Annotated in this window: 10 protein-coding genes; 2 read left to right on the top strand and 8 right to left on the bottom strand. The window is 69.6% G+C overall.

All coding sequences use genetic code 11. From position 1 onward, the window contains the following. Positions 1 to 120: 120 nt before the first annotated feature. The 4 genes from hrpB to HNQ52_RS05275 form a co-directional block, all read right to left on the bottom strand. Positions 121 to 2,601 carry an ATP-dependent helicase HrpB gene (gene hrpB, locus HNQ52_RS05290; protein ID WP_183960079.1) on the bottom strand — a complete coding sequence of 827 codons (2,481 nt, stop codon included), beginning with the start codon at positions 2,599 to 2,601 and terminating at the stop codon, positions 121 to 123. Between the two features lie 166 nt (positions 2,602 to 2,767). Further along, positions 2,768 to 3,826 (bottom strand): hypothetical protein, encoded by a 1,059-nt coding sequence (locus HNQ52_RS05285; RefSeq protein ID WP_183960078.1) that lies wholly within the window; start codon positions 3,824 to 3,826, stop codon positions 2,768 to 2,770. A 169-nt stretch (positions 3,827 to 3,995) separates the two neighbouring features. Beyond that, entirely contained in the window at positions 3,996 to 4,637 is a 642-nt protein-coding gene (locus tag HNQ52_RS05280; RefSeq protein ID WP_183960077.1) for a ParA family protein, read from the bottom strand. Between the two features lie 344 nt (positions 4,638 to 4,981). Then, the gene (locus HNQ52_RS05275; RefSeq protein ID WP_183960076.1) at positions 4,982 to 7,846 is read right to left on the bottom strand and encodes a hypothetical protein; all 2,865 of its coding nucleotides are present in this window, start codon (positions 7,844 to 7,846) and stop codon (positions 4,982 to 4,984) included. Between the two features lie 617 nt (positions 7,847 to 8,463). Here HNQ52_RS05275 and gltB point away from each other — a divergent pair. Then, positions 8,464 to 12,942 carry a glutamate synthase large subunit gene (gene gltB, locus HNQ52_RS05270; protein WP_183960075.1) on the top strand — a complete coding sequence of 1,493 codons (4,479 nt, stop codon included), beginning with the start codon at positions 8,464 to 8,466 and terminating at the stop codon, positions 12,940 to 12,942. A gap of 107 nt (positions 12,943 to 13,049) precedes the next feature. Further along, complete coding sequence (locus HNQ52_RS05265) at positions 13,050 to 14,483, top strand: FAD-dependent oxidoreductase (protein WP_183960074.1); 1,434 nt, start codon at positions 13,050 to 13,052, stop codon at positions 14,481 to 14,483. A gap of 554 nt (positions 14,484 to 15,037) precedes the next feature. On the opposite strand, the gene HNQ52_RS05260 is transcribed toward HNQ52_RS05265, so the two are convergent. The 4 genes from HNQ52_RS05260 to HNQ52_RS05245 form a co-directional block, all read right to left on the bottom strand. Continuing rightward, on the bottom strand, positions 15,038 to 15,976 hold the full coding sequence (locus HNQ52_RS05260; protein ID WP_183960073.1) for a hydroxymethylglutaryl-CoA lyase: 939 nt from the start codon (positions 15,974 to 15,976) through the stop codon (positions 15,038 to 15,040). Positions 15,977 to 16,261: 285 nt separating this feature from the next. After that, the gene (locus HNQ52_RS05255; RefSeq protein ID WP_221281955.1) at positions 16,262 to 18,325 is read right to left on the bottom strand and encodes an acetyl/propionyl/methylcrotonyl-CoA carboxylase subunit alpha; all 2,064 of its coding nucleotides are present in this window, start codon (positions 18,323 to 18,325) and stop codon (positions 16,262 to 16,264) included. Then, a complete protein-coding gene (locus HNQ52_RS05250) occupies positions 18,322 to 19,131 on the bottom strand; it encodes an enoyl-CoA hydratase/isomerase family protein (RefSeq protein ID WP_183960072.1) in 810 nt (269 codons plus the stop codon). Before HNQ52_RS05250 ends, HNQ52_RS05255 begins: the two co-directional genes overlap by 4 nt. A 4-nt stretch (positions 19,132 to 19,135) precedes the next feature. Next, a complete protein-coding gene (locus tag HNQ52_RS05245) occupies positions 19,136 to 20,743 on the bottom strand; it encodes a carboxyl transferase domain-containing protein (RefSeq protein WP_183960071.1) in 1,608 nt (535 codons plus the stop codon). Positions 20,744 to 20,820 lie beyond the last annotated feature (77 nt).

Below are 20,820 nucleotides of genomic sequence, written 5' to 3'. Positions count from 1 at the left end.
GTGGGTGATTTGAATGAGAACCAAGAAACGTCACTGGGTCCCGGCTTTCGCCGGGACGACGGAGCGGGGGCGTGATGGGCTCGCATGCGAACGGACCGGCCCACAGCAAGCCGGCTTCGACTACGTCCCGCGCGGCTTCGCCCGATGCGTCGCCGTCGCCGTCCACGGATCGTCCGGCCACGGATGTTTCGGATACCGCCCCTTCATCTCCTTCTTCACCTCGGGGTACGTGCGTTCCCAGAAGCTGCGCAGGTCCTGCGTGACCTGCAGCGGCCGCCCGCCGGGCGACAGCAGGTGCAAGGTCAGCGGCACGCGGCCGTCGGCGATGCGCGGGGTGTCGGCCAGGCCGAACAGTTCCTGCAGTTTGACGGCGAGCACCGGTGCGGCATCGTGTGCGTACACGATGCGGCGCTCCATGCCCGACGGCACCGTGATGCGTGTCGGCGCGAGTGCATCGATGCGCTGCCGCAGCGCCCACTCGAGCCCCGAGCGCAAGGCATCGCCGAGTTCACTCTCGGACAAGGCATCGAGCCGCGTCTTGCCGGCGAGTGCGGGCTTGAGCCACGCGTCGAGCGTGTCGAGCAGCGCATCGTCGCCGACATCGGGCAGGCCGAGTTCGGGCATCCAGTCGCGCAGGCAGCGCACGCGTTCGCGCCACTGCAGCGTCGCGTCGGTCCACGGCAACGCAGCGAGGCCGAGCTGGCGCACCGCGTCGACCAGCGCCTCGGCGAAGCGGATGCGGTCCGGCGTGGCGAGCGGGCGCAGGTCGAGCACGATGCGGTCGTAGCGTCGCTCGCGCACCGCGGCGATGCCGTTGCGCGCGGCATCCCACACCACGCGGTCCTCGGTGACGAAGCGTTGCGGGAACTCGCGTTCGAGCCGCGCTTCGTCGAGCGGTGCGGCGCGCAGGATCAGCGCCTCGCGTGGGTCGTCGCGCAGTTCGCTGATGACGAGCCACGGTTCGCCGTAGACCGCGCTGTCGTCGAACAGGCGCGCGCTGCGGCCGTTGGCGAGCTGGTAGCGGCGCGGGTCGTTCGGGCTTTGGCGCGCGATGCGGTCCGGGAACGCGTGCAGTAACAGATCGCCGAGCAGATGCGCGGGCACGGACGCGGGCGGCGACGCATCCACACGCAGGCGACGGCGCCACTGCGTCGCGGCATGGTCGATCGCCGCCAGCGCGCCGCGCGATGCTTCCGGCGGCGTGCGCCCGTGGCGGAACGCGGCCAGCGCCTGCCAGCGGGCGGCCACGTCGTCGCGACGCGTGCGCGACAGCGGATCGCGCGCTTCGACCAGCGCCGCAAGATCGCAGGCCAACGCGCGTTCGTCGGCGCGCGACGGCGCCAGCAGCATCGCCGCGAGCCGCGGATGCGTGCCGAGCGCAAGCAGCTTGCGCCCGAACGCGGTGATCGCATCGCCGTCGAGCGCGCCGAGCCGGCGCAGCAGCTCGCGCGCCGCGGCCAGCGCACCGGGCGGCGGCGCGTCGACGAAGCGCAGATCGGACGCGCCCCAGGCCGCGAGTTCGAGCGCGAGTGCGGACAATTCGGTGCTTGCGATCTCCGCGCGCCGCGCCGGTTCCAGCCGCTGCGACTGCGGCCACAATCGATAGCACCAACCGTTCGCCACGCGCCCGGCGCGGCCCGCGCGCTGGTCGGCCGAGGCCTGCGAAATCGCCACGGTGTCGAGCCGCGAGAAGCCGGAGTTCGGATCGAAGCGCGGTTCGCGTGCAAGGCCGGCATCGATCACCACGCGCACGCCCGGCAACGTGACCGACGACTCGGCCACGTTGGTCGCCAGCACCACGCGGCGACGGCCGTCGGGATCGGGCTGCAGTGCCGCCGACTGCGCCTCCACCGGCAACTCGCCGTGCAGCGGCAGCACGCGTGCGTCCGCATGCGCAAGCAGGCGCTCGCAGGCCGCGATCTCGCGCGCGCCGGGCAGGAACACGAGCACGTCGCCCGGATGCGTCGCGAGCGCGTGCTCGACGCAGCGCTTCACCTGCACCTCGAGCGGCTCCTCGCGCCGCGCCGGGAAGTGCTGCACCTCGACCGCAAACGCGCGGCCTTCCGACGTGAGCCGCGGCGCATCGAGGACGCGCGCGAGTTTCTCGGCGTCGAGCGTGGCCGACATCACGACGATGCGCAGGTCCGGCCGCAGCTGCGCCTGCACGTCGAGCGCCAGCGCGAGGCCGAGGTCGGCGGCGAGATGGCGCTCGTGGAATTCGTCGAACAGGATCGCGCCGATGCCGTCGAGCAGCGGATCGTCCTGCAGCAGGCGCGTGAGGATGCCTTCGGTCACCACCTCGATGCGCGTCGCCGCGCTGGTGCGGTTCTCGAAGCGGATGCGGTAGCCGACGCTGCGGCCGACGTCCTCGCCGCGCTGTTTCGCCATGAAACCGGCCGCGGCACGCGCGGCGACGCGGCGCGGTTCGAGCATCAGCACCTTGCGCTCGCCGAGCCACGCCGCGTCGAGCAGCGCCGGCGGCACGCGCGTGGTCTTGCCGGCGCCGGGCGGCGCTTCGAGCACGAGGCGGGGATGGGCGTCGAGGCTGCGCAGGAGCTGCGGCAGCAGGGGGTCGATGGGGAACGCGGGGTCGGTCTTCACCCCGCGCAGGATACCGGACGCGACGAGGATCCCGCAGTGTGGCCTCGTCGCGTGCAGATCAGCCGACGCGACGACCACGGCTCCGGCACGCCTCGCCCCATCCGGGCGCCGAGATCGAGGGGTACGCAGGCGCGCGGTGTCGCGCCTGCGTCACGACCGCCGGAGGTCAGCGCTGCGTGCGCTCTTCGAGGCGACGCTCGAGTTCCGCGATCACCGGCGTCAATGCCGTCAGGTCGAACTTGCTTGCGGTGGCGACGCGCTTGCCGGGCAGCCGGCCGTCGACCGACAACAGGTCGCCCAGTCCGGGGCGGCGCGTGGTGCCGGACGTGGCGCGCTTGTTCGGACCGACGCCTTCCTGCACGTACGTGCGGCTCGCCGATCGCCAGGCGCGCGCCGGAAACGCGTTGTCGCCGGGCTGCGTGCCCTTGCGGTAGATGGTGACCTCGCCCTCGCCGTCGTTGGTGCCGATGCGTGCGACGTAGAGCGCGTAGTTCTCGGCCGAATCGTCCACCACGATGATCTGCAGGTTGTCCTCCGGATCGTACCAGCCCGATGCGCTGTGCAGCGACAGCGCGCCGTCGTCGCCGACGCTGCAGCCGCCGATGAGGCTGTCGTCCGGGCGGCAGCCGTCGTAGTACCAGCGCTGATCCTGGGTGTTGAACTCGTACTGATCGAACACCAGCACCTCGCCGTAGTACGGCGACAGGTTCACCGTGTCGCCGTTGGAGAAGTCCAGCACCCACTGCCACTCGCCGAGCATCTTGGTGATGTCCACCGGCGTGGCGCCGTCTTCCGGACGGCGGGTGTAGAACTCGAAGCGTTCGATCGGGATGGTGCGGCCGTTGTCCCAGGTCAGCGCCGCACGGGTTTCGTCGTCGGGATCGAACACGATGGTCAGATCGCCGCCGGCGCCCGGAACCACCGTCGGCAGGCCGAGGTACGGGCAGCCGATGCACTGCGAGCCTTCGGTCAGGTCGAGCGAACCCTCGAACAGTGCGTTGCCCTGCAGGAAGGCCGTGGCCGTGTACCAGGTCGCGTTGCCGTTCGTATCGCCGACGTAGGCCGCGACCACCATCAGGTTGTCCTGCACCTCGATGACGACGCCGGTGCCCGATTCGTTGGGATTCCACCAGATGCCGCTTTCGGGCGTGTAGGCCTGCGCGGGTGCACCGGCAAACGCGGCGGCGAAGAAGGCGGCCGCAAGGCCGGTGGAGAAACGCATCATGGCAACACTCCGGGGTCTGGAACCCCGGACGCTAGAGGCGCCGGCCTTAATCGGGTTTGAACTGGGCATGAAGCGGACTGCGACGATTCGCGCCGATGCGCTGTGGCCCTGCGCCGTCGCGGCGTGCGGCACGTATGTGCGATGCGCCCGGTGCGGCGCGCCGCCGGCGTCACTTGCCCTTGTTGACCTTCTTCAGCCACTGCAGCAGCGGCGTCCAGTCCTCCTGGTGGTTGCGCACCTGCTCGGACTGGTAGTCGAACAGGCTCTTGCCGAGGCCGGCGAGCAGCACGTAGGCCTGCGTGTCGCGCAGCTGCGCCACGAGCGGGTACGGCCATGCACCGAGTTGCTCGATCACCTGCTGCGAGGCGTTGGTCCACGGCTTGAGCCGGTTCGCGACCAGACCCACCGGCAGCTTGCCCTTGCGGATGCGCTCGTGCGCGGACAGCGAGTTCAGGAACGGCACGGTGGCTTCCAGATCGAGCACCGACGGCAGCACCGGCACCACGACGGCGTCGACACGGTCGAGGAACTGGCCGAGATCGTCGGCCATCGCACCGGCCGGGCCGTCGACGACCAGGCGCTGGGTGTCGTCGGGCAGTTGCCTGTCCCAGCCGCGGCGCGTGCCGTCGAGCGGCAGCACGACGGCGTCGAGGTTCGCCCGTTTCTCGCACCACAGGCGCGCCGAACCCTGCCGGTCCGCATCGACCATCGCGGTGTGCTTGCCCGCCAGCGCGAAGTACGCGGCGAGGTTGGTGGACACCGTGGTCTTGCCGACCCCGCCCTTGGAACTTGCGACCAGGATGCTGAGCATGGACACCTCGGCTGCGCGCGATGGGCGCAGGGTAACCCGGTGCGGGGCGGGGGTCGATGTGTTTCGCGGCGAGGGCAATTCGGGCGGCGGCAATGTCGATTCGACCCCGGCGCCGCAACGTGCGTCCCTTCTCCCTGCGGGAGAAGGTGCCGGCAGGCGGATGAGGGCGCCACCTTCGCCCTGTCGAGGCCTCTTGTGGAAGCAAAAACGTCGCATCGCTGCGCAGGTTCGCGACGCCTGCCGTGACTCGCCCTCATCCGCCCTTCGGGCACCTTCTCCCGAGGGGAGAAGGACGCTCATCCGGCTTTCGGGCACCGTTTCCTGCGGGGAGAAGGGCGCGACAGTTATTCGACGCTGCGGACGGCGGTGTCCATGCGGGTCGCCAGCGCGTGGCGCAACGCGGGCTCGACGCCGCGCAGGCCGGCGAACGCGATCAGCAGCCCGCGCACTTCGTCCGTCTGCGCCGCGCTGTCCGTGGCCCCGCCGCCGAGCCGTTCGGCCAGCCGCTTCACCTGCCAGCGGCGGCGCAGTTCGCGTGCGTCCGCGGGTGTGTCGACACCGGCGGCCAGCTCCGCCCGCACCACCAGTTCCTCGGCCAACGCGCCCGCATCGCCGGCAGCGCCGTCGAGCGGCAGGCTCAATTCCGGATCGCGCGCCGCGTCGAAACGCTGCTTCAGCGCTGCGGCCGCATCGCCGGGCAAGACGATCGCTTCGAAGCGCTCTTCCAGCGATGCACGCTGCGACTGCGGGCTGTCCGCGGTCAGCGCTTCGAGCTGGTCGCACAGGCGCGAGGCGTCGCGGATGGCGGAAAGCTCGGCCGCCGCACGTTCGCGCTTCGCCCGCTGCTGCGCGGCCTGCACCTGTTCCAGCGCACGGTCGTACGCGCGTTCGTCCGGGCCGCTGCGGCGCGGCGCGGCGTCGCGGGTGCGCGGTCCGCGATCGTCGCGGCGGACGTCGCGACGCTCCCCACCCCGCGTGTTCGGGCCACGCCCGTCGGCGGCGCCGCGCGCCGCCCCGCGCGCGCCACCGTCGCGCCGCGCGGCATCGCGCGCCTCCGGCTCCGCCCGCGGCGGCGTCAAGGCACGCCAGCGTGCGTTGAGGGCCGCGATGCGCGACTCCGCCGCGCGCAACGCCTCGGCATCGCCCTGCGCCAGCTCCGCCAGCTCGTCGAGGATGGCGCGGGCCTCGGCCTGCTGCGCGGCGTCGCTCTCGGCCGCGGCGCGCTGCTGATCGCTGGCCTGCGCGAACCACGGATCGGTCAGCGCCTTGAGTTCCTGGTACAGCGCGTCGTCGACGCCGCGCGCGGCGCGGCCGAGCTGTTTCCATTCGGCCTGCGCGTTGCGCGCGCGCTCCAGCGCAGTGTCGAGGTCCACATGCTGCAACTCGCGCTTGAGGTTCGACAACAGCTTGCGCTTGGCCGCTTCGGCGCGTGCTTCGTGCGCGGACAGCAGTTCGTCGATACGGGTGAGGCCCGCGCGCAGGCGGCGGCTGAGTTCGCCGCGCTGTTTCGGTTCGAGCTCGTCGACGCGGCGCAGGTGATCGACGATGCGGCGCTTGACGCCGATCAGCGCCGGTGGCGAGAGCGTGTCGTTCAACCGGGTGTCGATCTCGTCGAGCAGCGCATCGAACTCCTCGCGCTTGGCGGCGCGCACTTCGTGCCGCTTTTCGAAGTAGGCGCGCGTCGGCGCGATGGCGCGGTGGCACAGCGCGCGGAAGCGGCGCGACAGGCCGGTGACCGGGGTCTCGCCGCTGCCGGGCGCGCGTTCGCTGTCGTCCATGCGCTGCCATTCGGCCTGCGCTTCCCTCACTTTCACCGCGACGGCATCCGGGTGCAGGCCGCTGGATGCCAGCGCTTCGATCTCGTCGCACAACCGCGCGCGGGCCTTGTTGTTCGACCAGTGCTGCCACTCGGCGAGTTTGGCGAGTGCACGCGCCGCCTCGCCCATGCGCAGCGACAGAGCGCGAGGCATGGCATCGCCGGCGGTCTTGCGCAGCGTGCCGAGTTCGGCGTCGAGAGCGCGGGCATCGGCAAGCTTGCCGGCATCGAGCGCGGTCTGCAGTGCGTCGAGCGTCGGCGCGATCTGCGCGGCGGCGGCCTCGCGCGCGCGCGCGGCCTCGGCGAATTTCGCGCGCAGCCGTTCTGCGAGGTCGCGGAACCGGCGCTCGGTCTCGCGCTCTTCGTCGAGCAGCGGCTGCGCCTGCGACAGCCGGGCGAGCCAGCGGCGCTCGATGCCGTCCAGGTCGCGCGGACCGAGCCGGTCGGCGCGTGCTTCCAGCTCGCCGAGCAGGGCGATGAGCGCGGGGTCGACGTCGCGCGTGGGCAGATCCGGGATCGGCGCGGGGATCGGCGCCGGGGCGTCGGGCAGGTCGAGGTGGCCGTCATGTTCGAGCGCGGGCGTGGCGCCGGCCGGGGCGCTGGCGGCGGTGCGCGGCTGCGGCGCGGTGATCGCGGCCGCGAGCGCGGTGAAGTAGCCGGCCACGCGGCGTTCCATCGTCTCGTCGAAGCGCTCGCGCAGCAGGTTCCACTCGGCCTGCAGCGCGTCGGCGCGTTCGCGCGCGGTGCTGGCGACGGCGCGGCGCAGCGCGTCGAGTTCGTCGCAGATCGCGAGCGCGCGTTCGCGCGAGGCCGCCGCATCGCCGCGTTCGAGTTTCAGCGCAAAGGCGCGCTCGCGCGCGGTGCGGGCGAGGGTCTTGTCGGTCTTGCGTGCGGCGTCGGCGATGCGTTCGAGCGCCGGCACGCCGTCGATGCGGTCGAGCAGCCACAGGCGCAGTGCCGGATCGGGGTCCTTCAGGCAGCGCTCGGCGATGAGTCCGGGGCGGGCGACGCGTTCGAGCGCGAGCTGGCGCAGTTCCGGCTCCGGCGCGGACACCGCGAGCTGGGCGAGGATGTCGTTGTCGTCTTCCACGCGCAGCACGCGTTCGCGTTCGGTCACGGGCACGCGCGCGTCACCGAGGCGTTGCAGGTAGCGCTGGCGCGCGGCGGCGCGGACGCCGGCGTCGGTGTCGTTGCGCATGCGGTCGCCGAGCAGCGAAAGATCCTCAACGCGGCGCAGCGCAGCCAGCCGCACCTGTGCGTCGGCATCGTTGCGGGCCAGGTCGGGGAGTTTCTGCAGCAGCTCGGGGCTGGTGTCGCGCGCGGCGGCGTCGGCGCGGCGGGCGGCGTCGCGGTGTTCCCAGGCGGGTTTGCGCAGGAGGGAGAACAGGCTCACGGGTGGACGGTTCCAGAGATGCGCCTGTGGGCGGCGCCGGTCGGCGTTTTTAGCACGAAAGGGTGGCGGGGTTGGGGGGCGAGGGTGGGTGGATGACGATGTGGGGCCGCCTTTGTGTGATGTCGGGATTGCGCTTCGCACTCCCCCTTCGGCGTCATTGCCGCGCATCCGTCCAGCTCTTCGGGGATCTCGCGACACCACCCACCGTCGTCCCGGCGAAAGCCGGGACCCAGTGACGCTGCTCTGTCTGGCTGTGGTGTGGTCGCGCCGGAGCAACGCCGCTGGGTCCCGGCTTTCGCCGGGACTACGGTGGGGGCGGGTGTCGCAGCCTGGAGGACGCGGGACTTCGTTGCTGTGCCACCCCATCCCCCTTTCCCGACACCGCGCCGACACATTTGCCGCGCCGCAACATCTGTGCTTAAGTCGACACGCGACCCCTCGTTCCCCGTCACGGACCGCAACGTCCGCGCGTGGAGGTGTCGCCCGGCGATCAAGGGATGCATCGCCGTCGCCGTGTCGGCAAACGTCGCGCGAATGCGCGGACGCGCCGGCATGGAACCGTCGCACGCCGTGCCGGATTGCCGGTCGGGCGACTTGCGGAACAGGGAGCGGAACCGATGTCGGCGCAAGCCAGTGCGAGTGGGGCCGGCCTCTACGACCCGCGATTCGAACACGACAGCTGCGGTTTCGGGCTGATCGCCAACCTGGACAACAAACCCGGCCGCTGGCTGGTCGACACGGCGCTGTCGTCGCTGGCGCGCATGTCGCACCGCGGCGCGATCCTGGCCGACGGCAAGACCGGCGACGGCTGCGGCGTCCTGCTGCACCGCCCCGAGAAATTCCTGCGCCGCGTCGCCGACGATGCCGGCATCCGCCTCGGCCACAGCTTCACCGCGGGCAACATCTTCCTGCCGCGCGACAACGATCTCGCGCAGCGCGCACGCGACACGCTCGCCGCCGAGCTCGAACGCGTGGAAGTGCGCGTCGCGGGCTGGCGCGAGGTGCCGGTGGTCGAGTCCGCATGCGGGCCGATCGGGCTCGCCTCGCTGCCGCGCATCGAACAGCTGTTCGTGTGCCCCGCCGCATCGATGGACCAGAACAGCTTCCAGCGCGCGCTGTTCCTCGCGCGCCGTCGTGCCGAAATGCGCCTGCACGACGTCGAGGATTTCTACGTCATCAGCCTCTCCGCGTGGACGCTCGGCTACAAGGGCCTTGTGCTGGCGCCAGCGCTCGCGGACTTCTTCCCCGACCTGACGCATCCGGACATGGCCGCCGCCGTGGCCGTGTTCCACCAGCGCTTCAGCACCAACACCGCGCCGCGCTGGCCACTGGCGCAGCCGTTCCGCTTGCTCGCGCACAACGGCGAAATCAACACCATCGAAGGCAACCGCCGCTGGGCGCGTGCGCGCGTGGCGAAGTGGCGCAGCCCGACGATCGACCTGCGCGAACTCACGCCGCCGGTCTCGCTCGAAGGCTCCGATTCGCAGAGCCTCGACAACATGCTGGAGCTGCTGCTCGCCGGCGGCATGGACCTGCTCTGCGCGATGCGCATCCTCGTGCCGCCGGCCACCTCGGTGCTGGAAAACACCGATTCGGATCTGGCCGCGTTCTACCAGTATTTCGGCCTCAACTCCGATCCGTGGGACGGCCCCGCCGGGATCGTGCTGTGCGACGGCCGCTACGCCGCGTGCACGCTCGATCGCAACGGCCTGCGCCCGGCGCGCTGGTCGCTGACGCGCGATCGCCACCTCACCATCGCCTCGGAAACCGGCGTGTGGGATTGCCCGCCGGAGCAGATCGTCGCGAAGGGCAAGCTCGGCCCGGGCGAGATGATCGCGGTCGATCTCTACAGCGGCGAGCTGCTCGATTCGCCGAAGATCGACGAGATCAATCGCGAACGCGCGCCGTTCAAGCGCTGGCTCAAGCGCGGGCTCAAGTACGTCGAACAGGACCTGATCGATCCCTCGCTCGCGGCCGAGCCGATGGACCCGGCCACGCTGCGCCGCTACCAGAAGCTCTTCAACCTCAGCCGCGAAGAACGCGAATCCGTGCTGCGCGTGCTCGCCGAAACCGAGCAGGAAGCCACCGGCTCGATGGGCGACGACACGCCGATGGCCGTGCTGTCGCAGCAGCATCGTTCGCTGTACGACTACTTCCGCCAGGCCTTTGCGCAGGTCACCAATCCGCCGATCGATCCGCTGCGCGAATCGATCGTGATGAGCCTCACCACGCCGATCGGCCGCGAAGGCAATCCCTTCGAACTCACGCCGGAATCCGCGCACCAGATCGTCATCAACTCGCCGATCCTGTCGCAGCGCAAGTTGCGACAGATCCTCGCGATGGAGGAATTCCGCGAGGCGCAGGCCACGATCAAGCTGTTCTACGATCCGGCGCAGGAATCGATGCGCGATGCCGTCACGCGGTTGGCCGATGAAGCCGAGGCGGCGGTGCGCAACGGCGCGGTGATCCTGCTGCTGTCCGACTTCGATCCGCAGCGCGGGCTGTATTTCGTGCATCCGCTGATGGCCGTCGGCGCGATCCACGAGCGCCTCGTGGCCGCCGGCATCCGCTGCGACTGCAACCTCATCGTCGAAACCGGCACCGCACGCGATCCGCACCACTTCGCCTGCCTGATCGGCTTCGGCGCCACCGCGATCTATCCCTACCTCGCCTACCAGACGCTGTTCGACCTCGGCCGCAGCGGCATCCTCGATGCGAAGCGTGGTTCGGAACCCGCGCAGCTCGGTCGCAGCTACCGCCGCGGCATCTGCAAGGGCCTGCTCAAGATCCTGTCGAAGATGGGCATCTCCACCATCGGCAGCTACCGTGGCGCGCAGCTGTTCGAGATCGTCGGGCTGGATCGCGACATCGTCGACCTGTGCTTCCGCGGCACGCCCAGCCGCATCGGCGGCGCCACGTGGGCCGCGTTCGAGGAAGAGACGAACGCGCAGTCGCAGGAAAGCTGGGACGATGCCGCGCCGCTGCTGCCCGGCGGCCTGCTCAAGTACGTGCACGGCGGCGAGTACCACGCCTACAACCCGGACGTGATCGGCAGCCTGCAACGCGCCGTGCGCAGCGGCGATTACGCCGACTACAAGGTCTTCGCCGACCATGTGAACGGCCGGCCGATCACCGTGCTGCGCGACATGCTCGTGCTCGATGCCTCGCGTTCGCCGATCCCGATCGACGACGTGGAGCCGGCGGAATCGCTGCTGCCGCGTTTCGATTCCGCCGGCATCAGCCTCGGCGCGCTGTCGCCGGAAGCGCACGAAGCCCTCGCCATCGCGATGAACCGCCTCGGCTGCCGCAGCAACTCCGGCGAAGGCGGCGAAGACCCGGTGCGTTACGGCACCGAGAAGATGTCGAAGATCAAGCAGGTGGCGTCCGGCCGCTTCGGCGTCACGCCGGAATATCTGGTCAACGCCGAAGTGCTGCAGATCAAGGTGGCACAGGGCGCGAAGCCCGGCGAAGGCGGCCAGCTGCCCGGCCACAAAGTCAACGAACTCATCGCGCGCCTGCGCTACGCGAAACCGGGCATCGGCCTGATCTCGCCGCCGCCGCACCACGACATCTACTCGATCGAGGATCTTGCGGAACTGATCTTCGACCTCAAGCAGATCAACCCGATCGCGCTGGTGTCGGTGAAGCTGGTCAGCCACGCCGGCGTCGGCACCATCGCCGCGGGCGTGGTGAAGGCGCACGCCGACCTCATCACCATCTCCGGCTACGACGGCGGCACCGGTGCCTCGCCGATGTCGTCGATCAAGTACGCCGGCACGCCGTGGGAACTCGGCGTGTCCGAAGCGCAGCAGGTGCTGCGCGCGAACGGCCTGCGCCACAAGGTGCGGCTGCAGACCGACGGCGGTTTGAAGACCGGCCTCGACGTGATCAAGGCCGCGATCCTCGGCGCCGAGAGTTTCGGCTTCGGCACCGCGCCGATGGTGGCGCTGGGCTGCAAGTATCTGCGCATCTGCCACCTCAACAACTGCGCCACAGGCGTCGCCACGCAGGACAAGCGCCTGCGCGACAACTTCTTCATCGGCCTGCCGGAGATGGTGATCCACTACTTCCGCTTCGTTGTGCAGGAAACGCGCGAGTGGATGGCGGTGCTCGGCGTGCGCCGGCTGGAAGACCTGATCGGCCGCACCGAGTACCTGCAGGTGCTCGACGGCGCCACGACCAAGCAACGCGGCCTCGACCTCTCGCCGCTGCTCGCCGACGGCGGCGCGGCGGACGACGCCCCGCGCTTCTGCACCGACGCGCAGAACGCACCGCACGACAGCGCCGACCTCGCCTCGCGCATGGTCGCCGACACGCGCGAGGCGATCGCGCACAAACACGGCGGCGAATTCTCCTACGCGCTCAAGAACTTCGACCGCGCCATCGGTGCCGCGCTCTCGGGCGAGATCGCCCGCGCGCACGGCAACCACGGCATGGGCGACGCGCCGATCACGCTGCACCTCACCGGCATCGCCGGCCAGAGCTTCGGCGTGTGGAACGCGAACGGCCTCGAACTCAAGCTCGAAGGCGACGCCAACGACTACGTCGGCAAGGGCATGGCCGGCGGCAAGATCGTGCTGCGCCCGCCGCGCGAGGCGCGCTTCGTGGCGCGCGAGACGCCGATCATGGGCAACACCTGCCTCTACGGCGCGACCGGTGGCGTGTTGTATGCGGCCGGGCGTGCAGGCGAACGTTTCGCCGTGCGCAACTCCGGCGCCACCGCGGTGATCGAAGGCGCGGGCGACCACTGCTGCGAATACATGACCGGCGGCGTCGTCACCGTGCTCGGCCGCACCGGCGTCAACTTCGGCGCGGGCTTCACCGGCGGCTTCGCCTACGTGCTCGACATGGAGCGTGATTTCGTCGACCGCTACAACCACGAACTCATCGACATCCATCGCCTCTCGCCCGAAGGCATGGACAGCCAGCTGCAGCACCTGCGGCTGCAGATCCTGCACCACGTCAACGAAACCGGCAGCGTCTGGGGCGAACAGATCCTCGGCGACTTCCGCGATTTCGTCGGCAAGTTCTGGGTGGTGAAGCCGCGCGCGGCGTCGCTGGATTCGCTGATCGACGCACTGCGGAGGGCGGCGTGATGGGGAGTGTGATTCGGGATTCGGGATTCGGGATTCGAAAAAGCGCGGTGCGCCTCCCGATTATCGACAACGTCGCTCTTGCCAATCACTAATCACGAATCACGCCCATGGCTGACAACGTCTTCCAGTTCCTCGACATCCCGCGGCGCATGCCGGCGGAAGTGCCGACCACGGTGCGCATCACCGGCTGGCAGGAAATCTACGGCGGTTTCGATGCCTCGTCCGCCGCGCAGCAGTCCGGCCGCTGCCTCGACTGCGGCAATCCGTACTGCGAGTGGAAGTGCCCGGTGCACAACTACATCCCGAACTGGCTCGCGCTGGCGAAGGCCGGCCGCCTGTTCGAGGCCGCGGCGCTGGCGCACGAAACCAACCCCCTGCCGGAGATCTGCGGCCGCATCTGCCCGCAGGACCGGCTGTGCGAAGGCGCATGCACGCTCAACGACGACTTCGGCGCGGTGACGATCGGCTCGGTCGAGAAATACATCGTCGATGAAGCGTTCCGGCAAGGCTGGCGGCCGGATCTGTCGCGCGTCGTGTCCACCGGCAAGCGCGTCGCCGTGATCGGCGCGGGGCCTGCCGGGCTCGCGTGCGCGGATCGCTTGGCGCGCCGCGGCATCGAGGCGCACGTGTTCGACCGTTACGAGGAAATCGGCGGACTGCTCACCTTCGGCATCCCGCCGTTCAAGCTCGAAAAGGACGTCATCGCCACGCGCCGCGGCGTGCTGGAAGCGATGGGCGTGCGATTCCATCTCGGTGTCGACATCGGCACCGACCTCGCCTTCGCCGACCTGCTGCGCGACTACGACGCGGTGTTCGTCGGCACCGGCGCCTACACGCCGCTCGATGGCCGCCTGCCGGGGCAGGATGGGAACGATGTACGCCTCGCGTTGCCGTTCCTGGTCGCGAACGTGCGACGCCTGCTGGCCATTTCGTCCGACAGTACGCCGGCATCCGAGCGCGGCGACGTCGATCCGCTGCTCGACGTCGCCGGCAAACGCGTCGTCGTGCTCGGCGGCGGCGACACCGCGATGGACTGCGTGCGCACCTCGGTGCGCCTGGGCGCGATGCAGGTCACCTGCGTCTACCGCCGTGACGAAGCCAACATGCCGGGTTCGCGCCGCGAGGTGAAGAATGCGCGCGATGAAGGCGTCGGCTTCGTCTTCAACCGCCAGCCGCTGGCGATCGAGCATGATGCGGACGGAAACCTCGCCGGCGTGCGCGTCATCGAAACACGCCTTGGTCCGCCGGACGCGAAGGGCCGCCGCAGCGCGGAGCCGGTGGAAGGCAGCGAGCAGCTGATCGCTGCCGACGTGGTGATTCTCGCGTTCGGCTTTCGCGCGAGCCCGGCGGCGTGGCTCGGCGAGCACGGTGTCGATCTCGAAGCCGACGGCCGCGTGCGCGCGGTGGCGCCGAAATACCAGACCAGCAATCCGAAGATCTTCGCCGGCGGCGACAACGTGCGTGGCGCGGACCTCGTGGTGACCGCGGTGCACGACGGGCGCGAGGCCGGCGAGGCGATTGCGAGGTATCTCGCGTCCTAGTTGCGCTGCTGTTCGAAGCAGCGCATGAGAGAGCCGCGATGCATCCCGATCTCGTCTTCCCGCGAATGCGCATGGCTGTCCGGAGAGCGTCTTGCACCGCATCCCGTCGTCCCGGCGAAAGCCGGGACCCAGTGACGTTGCTTGGTTCTCCTGCGTGATCGGTCTGCCCAGAGCAACGTCTCTGGGTCCCGGCTTTCGCCGGGACGACGGTGGGTGGTCGGTGATCGAGTCGCGGGTTGGCCTGGTTGCCGTGCCGGTCGCGTGGCGGCACGCCGAGCGGCGTGGAGTTGGCATTTTCTCCGGAGAGCACTGCGCATTTGCGGGAATGACTATCCGGAAGGGGTTGCGCAAGCGACTGGCTACGGATTCCGATGCAGGCTCAATCCGTGATTCCGCGGCAAGTGCATATCGGCGCGGAACAGGACAATTGGGTAGCTGGGTATAGGGCCAGAGGGGCTTCTCAGGGCCGCTGTGCCGAAGGTCGATGTCAGTTCGTCACGAAAAGCGAAGGCGCGCGCGTCCGCCGTCGTGACCATCGAGTGTGCGAACGAATCTCACGCCGCGCTCGTCTTCGGAAACCGTCGCTCGTTGGGAATCTGCGCCAGCCGACTCACCGGCGCTCGCCGCAGCTCGCCATTGATCCACCGCGCGGTATCGCACACCGCATCGAGGTCGACACCCGTCTGCATGCCCAGCCCGTGCAGCATGTAGACCAGATCCTCGCTCGCCACGTTGCCGCTCGCGCCCTGCGCGTACGGGCAACCGCCGAGGCCGCCGACGGCGCTGTCCACGATGCGCACGCCGGCGTCGAGGCAGGCGGCGATGTTGGCGAGTGCCTGCCCGTAGGTGTCGTGGAAATGCACGGCGAGTTTCGCCATCGGCACGTCGTCGGCGCAGGCTTCGAGCATCGCGCGCGCCTTGCGCGGCGTGCCGACGCCGATGGTGTCGCCGAGCGAGATCTCGTCGCAGCCGAGTGCGTACAGCTCGCGCGTGACGCGTGTGACGTCGGAGAGCGGAACCTCGCCTTGGTACGGACAGCCGAGCACGGTGGAAACGTAGCCGCGCACCCACAGGCCGTCGGCCTTGGCGCGCTCGATCACCGGCGCGATGCGGCGCAGCGACTCGGCGATGTCGCAGTTGATGTTGCGCTGGTTGAAGGCGTCCGACGCCGCGGTGAAGACGGCGATTTCGCGTACGCCGGCAGCCAGTGCGCGGTCGAGGCCTTTTTCGTTCGGCACGAGGACGGGATAGAGCATGCCGTCCTTGCGCGCGATCGCGGGCAGCACGTCGTCGGCATCGGCAAGTTGCGGTACCCATTTTGGGCTGACGAAGCTGGTGGCTTCGACGACCGGGAAGCCGCAGGCGGATAGGCGGTCGATCAGCGCGATCTTCGTCGCCGCGGGGATGATGGTTTTCTCGTTCTGCAGGCCGTCGCGCGGGCCGACTTCGACGATGCGGACGTGGTTTGCGTTCGAGGTGTCAGGAGTATTCACGTCTGTCTCCGGTGTTGCCGAATGTTGCCGGTATCGCCGTCGAACCGAGGCCTCGCTCACGACGCCGACGCGTCGCTCTTGATGTCCGATCCGAAGCTCGTGCGCAATACGTCACGAAAACCTCTCCCACCGTCATTCCCGCGAATGCGGGAATCCAGTGACCTTGCTCGGTTTTGAAATGCCGACGAAGCAAAGTCAGGAGAAATGAACCAAAGAAAGGTCACTGGATTCCCGCATTCGCGGGAATGACGGTAGGAGAGGGTGGTCGTGGTCCGCGGCTCCGTTCTAGTCCGCGTCGGCCTCGAAATCGACCAGCGTCGCGCCGTCCGCCACCTGCTCGCCAACCGCCGCGAAGAATCCTTTCACCACACCCGCCGCCGGCGCAGCCACCGTGTGCTCCATCTTCATCGCCTCCATCACCAGCAACGGCGCGCCGCGTTCCACGCGCGCGCCCGGCGCGGCGAGCAATGCGACGATCCGCCCCGGCATCGGCGCCACGAGTCCACCATGCTGCGCGTCGTGTTCACCGGCATGCGCCAGCGGATCGATCACGTCGAACACAAACCGTGCATCGTCGACGAACAGGTGGAGACGATCGGGCACGAACACCACCCCGGCGTCGATGCGGCGCTCGCCGAGCACGGCCTGCAGCCGGCCCGCGTGCAGCGTGCCGCGGGCCTGCCAGGTCGACGTGCCAAGCGACAGTGCGAAGCCGTCGGCCGAATGCGTGGCCCGCACATCGCGCCGCTCGTCGCCGATCGACAGCGTCACGTGCGACACCAGCACGCCGTTGAGACGCCAGCCGTCGCGGATGTCCCACGGCGATGATGTCGACGCCCCCGCGCGAGCTGGCGAAAGCGAGTCGCCGTGCCGCTGCGCGCCGACTGCATCCGTGTCGAGGCCATGACTGCCCGCACCACGATCCCGCAGCAGCAACGCCAGCGCCGCCAGCGCCCATGCCGCGTCGTCCGGCGACGCAATGGCCGGAAACAAGGCATCGTGATGCCGCGCGATCAGGCCGGTATCGAGGTCCGCCGTCGCAAACGGCTCGCTGCGCACCAGCCGTTCGAGGAACCCGACATTGCTGCGCACGCCCACCACGCGCACCTGCGCCAGCGCGCCCGCCATGCGCTGCAGCGCACGTTCGCGCGTGCTGTCCCAGACGATGAGCTTGGCGATCATCGGATCGTAGAACGGCGCGATCGCATCGCCCTGTTCCACGCCGGTATCGACGCGCACATGCTCCGACGCCGGCGGGAACGACAGATGCTGCAGCGTGCCGGTCGACGGCAGGAAACCGCCCTCGGGATCCTCGGCATAGATGCGTGCTTCGATCGCATGGCCGTCGATCGTCAGCTCGTCCTGCGACAGCGGCAGCGCTCCCCCGGCCGCCACGCGCAGTTGCCACTCGACCAGATCCTGCATCGTGATCATCTCGGTGACCGGATGCTCCACCTGCAGGCGCGTGTTCATCTCCATGAAGTAGAACGCGCCGTCCTGGCTCGCGATGAATTCCACCGTGCCCGCGCCGACGTAACCGACCGCGCGCGCCGCTTCCACCGCAGCCGCACCCATCGCCGCACGGCGCTCGGGCGTCATGCCCGGCGCAGGCGCTTCTTCCAGCACCTTCTGGTGGCGTCGTTGCACCGAGCAATCGCGCTCGAACAGGTGCACGACATTGCCGTGGCTGTCGCCGAACACCTGGATCTCGATGTGGCGGGGGCGTAACACGTATTTCTCGACCAGCACGTGCTGATCGTTGAACGACGACGCAGCCTCGCGCTGGCACGAGGCGAGTGCCGCTTCGAAGTCCTCGCTGCGTTCGACCAGCCGCATGCCCTTGCCGCCACCACCGGCGCTGGCCTTGATCAGCACGGGGTAGCCGATCGCATCGGCCTGCTCGCGCAGGAACGCAGGGCGCTGATCGTCGCCGTGGTAACCCGGCGTCAGCGGCACGCCGGCGGCGCCCATCATTGCCTTCGCCGCACTCTTGCTGCCCATCGCGCGGATCGCGCTCGCGGGCGGGCCGATGAAGACGATGCCGGCCGCGGCGCAGGCGTCGGCGAAGTCCGCGTTCTCCGACAGGAAGCCATAGCCCGGATGGATCGCCTGCGCGCCGGTCGCGCGGGCCGCGGCGAGGATGCGCTCGGCCACCAGATAACTCTCGCGCGCAGGCGCGGCGCCGATGTGCACGGCAGTGTCGGCGAGGCGCACGTGGCGGGCGTTCGCATCGGCGTCGGAATACACGGCGACCGTGCGGATGCCGAGCCGGCGGCACGTGGCGATCACGCGGCAGGCGATCTCGCTGCGGTTGGCGATCAGGACGGTGTCGAACAGACGGGTGCTCATGCGCGTTGCGTCCAGGCTGCGGCGCGTTTGTCGAGGAAGGCGCCGAGGCCTTCGCGCGCTTCGTCGGTGGCGCGGATGCGGGCGATGCGGTCGGCGGTGTCGGCGACGAGGGCGTCGTCGACTGGCTGGCCGGCGAGGTCGGCGATCAGGCGTTTCGAGGCGGCCTGTGCGTTCGGACCGCCGGTCGACAGTGCGCTGACGATCTCGGCGATCTTCGTATCGAGTGCATCGGACGCGACGACCTCGTGCACGAGGCCGATCTGCAACGCACGCGCCGAATCGATGCGTTCGGCGGTCTGGAAGTAACGCAAGGCCTGCCGCGCACCGATCGCGCGCAGCACGTAGGGGCCGATGGTCGCGGGAATCAGGCCGAAGCGCACTTCGGAGGTCGCGAACACGGCGTTGTCCGACGCGACGGCGATGTCGCAGGCGCACGCGAGGCCCATGCCGCCGCCGAGCGCGGCGCCGTGCACGCGTGCGATGGTCGGCTTCGGCAGCTCGGCGATCGTGCGCAGCATCGCGGCGAGTGCATCGGCGTCGGCGCGGTTCTGGTCGATGCCGTAACCCGCGGCGCGGCGCATCCAGTCGAGGTCGCCGCCGGCGGAGAAGCTCTTGCCGCGGCCGGCCAGCACGACGACGCGCACGGCGTCGTCCTCACCCATCGCGCGGCTGGCGCGGGCGAGGTCGTCGATCAGGGTTTCGTCGAAGGCGTTGTGCTTGTCGGCACGCGTCATCCACAGCGTGGCGACGGTGCCGCTGCGTTCGATCTCGAGGTGGCCGCTCTGAAACTGAGTGCAAGTGATCATCGCATCACATCCGGAAGATGCCGAACTCGGTCTGCTCAACTGGTGCATTGAGCGAGGCCGACAGCGCGAGCCCGAGCACGCGGCGCGTCTGCGCGGGATCGATGATGCCGTCGTCCCACAGTCGCGCGCTGGCGTAGTACGGGTGGCCCTGCGCCTCGAACTGCTCGCGGATCGGCGCCTTGAACGTGTCCTCGTCCTCGCTCGACCACGAGCCGCCGCGCGCCTCGATGCCGTCGCGCCGCACGCGTGCGAGCACGCTCGCAGCCTGCTCGCCGCCCATCACGCTGATGCGCGCGTTCGGCCACATCCACAGGAAACGCGGCGAGTACGCGCGGCCGCACATGCCGTAGTTGCCGGCGCCGAACGAGCCGCCGATGACGACGGTGAACTTCGGCACCTTCGCGCACGCCACCGCCATCACCATCTTGGCGCCGTCGCGCGCGATGCCGCCGTTCTCGTACTTGCGCCCGACCATGAAGCCGGTGATGTTCTGCAGGAACAGCAGCGGGATGCCGCGCTTGCTGCACAGCTCGACGAAGTGCGCGCCCTTGAGCGCGGACTCGGAGAACAGGATGCCGTTGTTGGCGACGATGCCGATCGGATGCCCGTGCAGGTGCGCGAAGCCGGTGACGAGCGTGGTGCCGTAACGCGCCTTGAATTCGTCGAAGCGCGAGCCATCGACGAGGCGCGCGATCACTTCGCGCACGTCGTAGGGTTTGCGTGTGTCGGCCGGGATCACGCCATAGAGTTCGTCCGGCGCGTACAGCGGTTCCGCGACCGGTTGCATCGCAAGCGAACCCTGCTTGCGCCAGTTGAGGTTGGCGACGATGCGGCGCACCTGCGCCAGCGCGTGGTGGTCGTTCTCGGCGAAGTGGTCGGCCACGCCGGACACGCGCGTGTGCACGTCGGCGCCGCCGAGGTCTTCCGCGGTCACGTCCTCGCCGGTGGCGGCCTTCACCAGCGGCGGGCCGCCGAGGAAGATCGTGCCCTGGTCCTTCACGATGACGGTTTCGTCGCTCATCGCCGGCACGTACGCGCCGCCCGCGGTGCACGAGCCCATCACGCAGGCGATCTGCGGGATGCCCTGCGCGGAGAGATTGGCCTGGTTGAAGAAGATGCGGCCGAAGTGGTCGCGATCGGGGAAGACTTCGTCCTGCATCGGCAGGAAGGCGCCGCCTGAGTCGACGAGATAGATGCAGGGCAGGCGGTTCTGCTGCGCGATTTCCTGCGCGCGCAGGTGTTTCTTCACCGTGATCGGGTAGTAGGTGCCGCCCTTCACCGTGGCGTCGTTGGCGACGATCACGCATTCGGTGCCTTCGATGCGGCCGATGCCGGCGACCATGCCGCCGCAGGGCACGTCGCCGTCGTGCATGCCGTGGGCGGCGAGTGGGGCGATCTCGAGGAAGGCGGTGCCGCGGTCGAGCAGGGCGTCGATGCGGTGGCGGGCAAGCAGCTTGCCGCGGGCGACATGCTTGTCGCGGGCGGCCTGGCTGCCGCCCTGCGCGGCCTGTGCGACCTGTGCGCGGAGGTCGTCGACGACGGTGCGCATGGCGTCGGCGTTGGCGCGGAAGGTGTCGCTCGACGGTTGAAGCTGGGATTTGAGGATGGTCATCTTGTGCTCTTCCTTCTCCCCGCGGGAGAAGGTGCCGAAGGCGGATGAGGGCGCCACGTTTCGTCTGGCGTCGAGGG

The organism is Chiayiivirga flava (assembly GCF_014202825.1).
GTDB classification, from domain to species: Bacteria; Pseudomonadota; Gammaproteobacteria; order Xanthomonadales; family Xanthomonadaceae; genus Chiayiivirga; species Chiayiivirga flava.
This window is presented reverse-complemented; position numbering and strand designations above follow the sequence as displayed.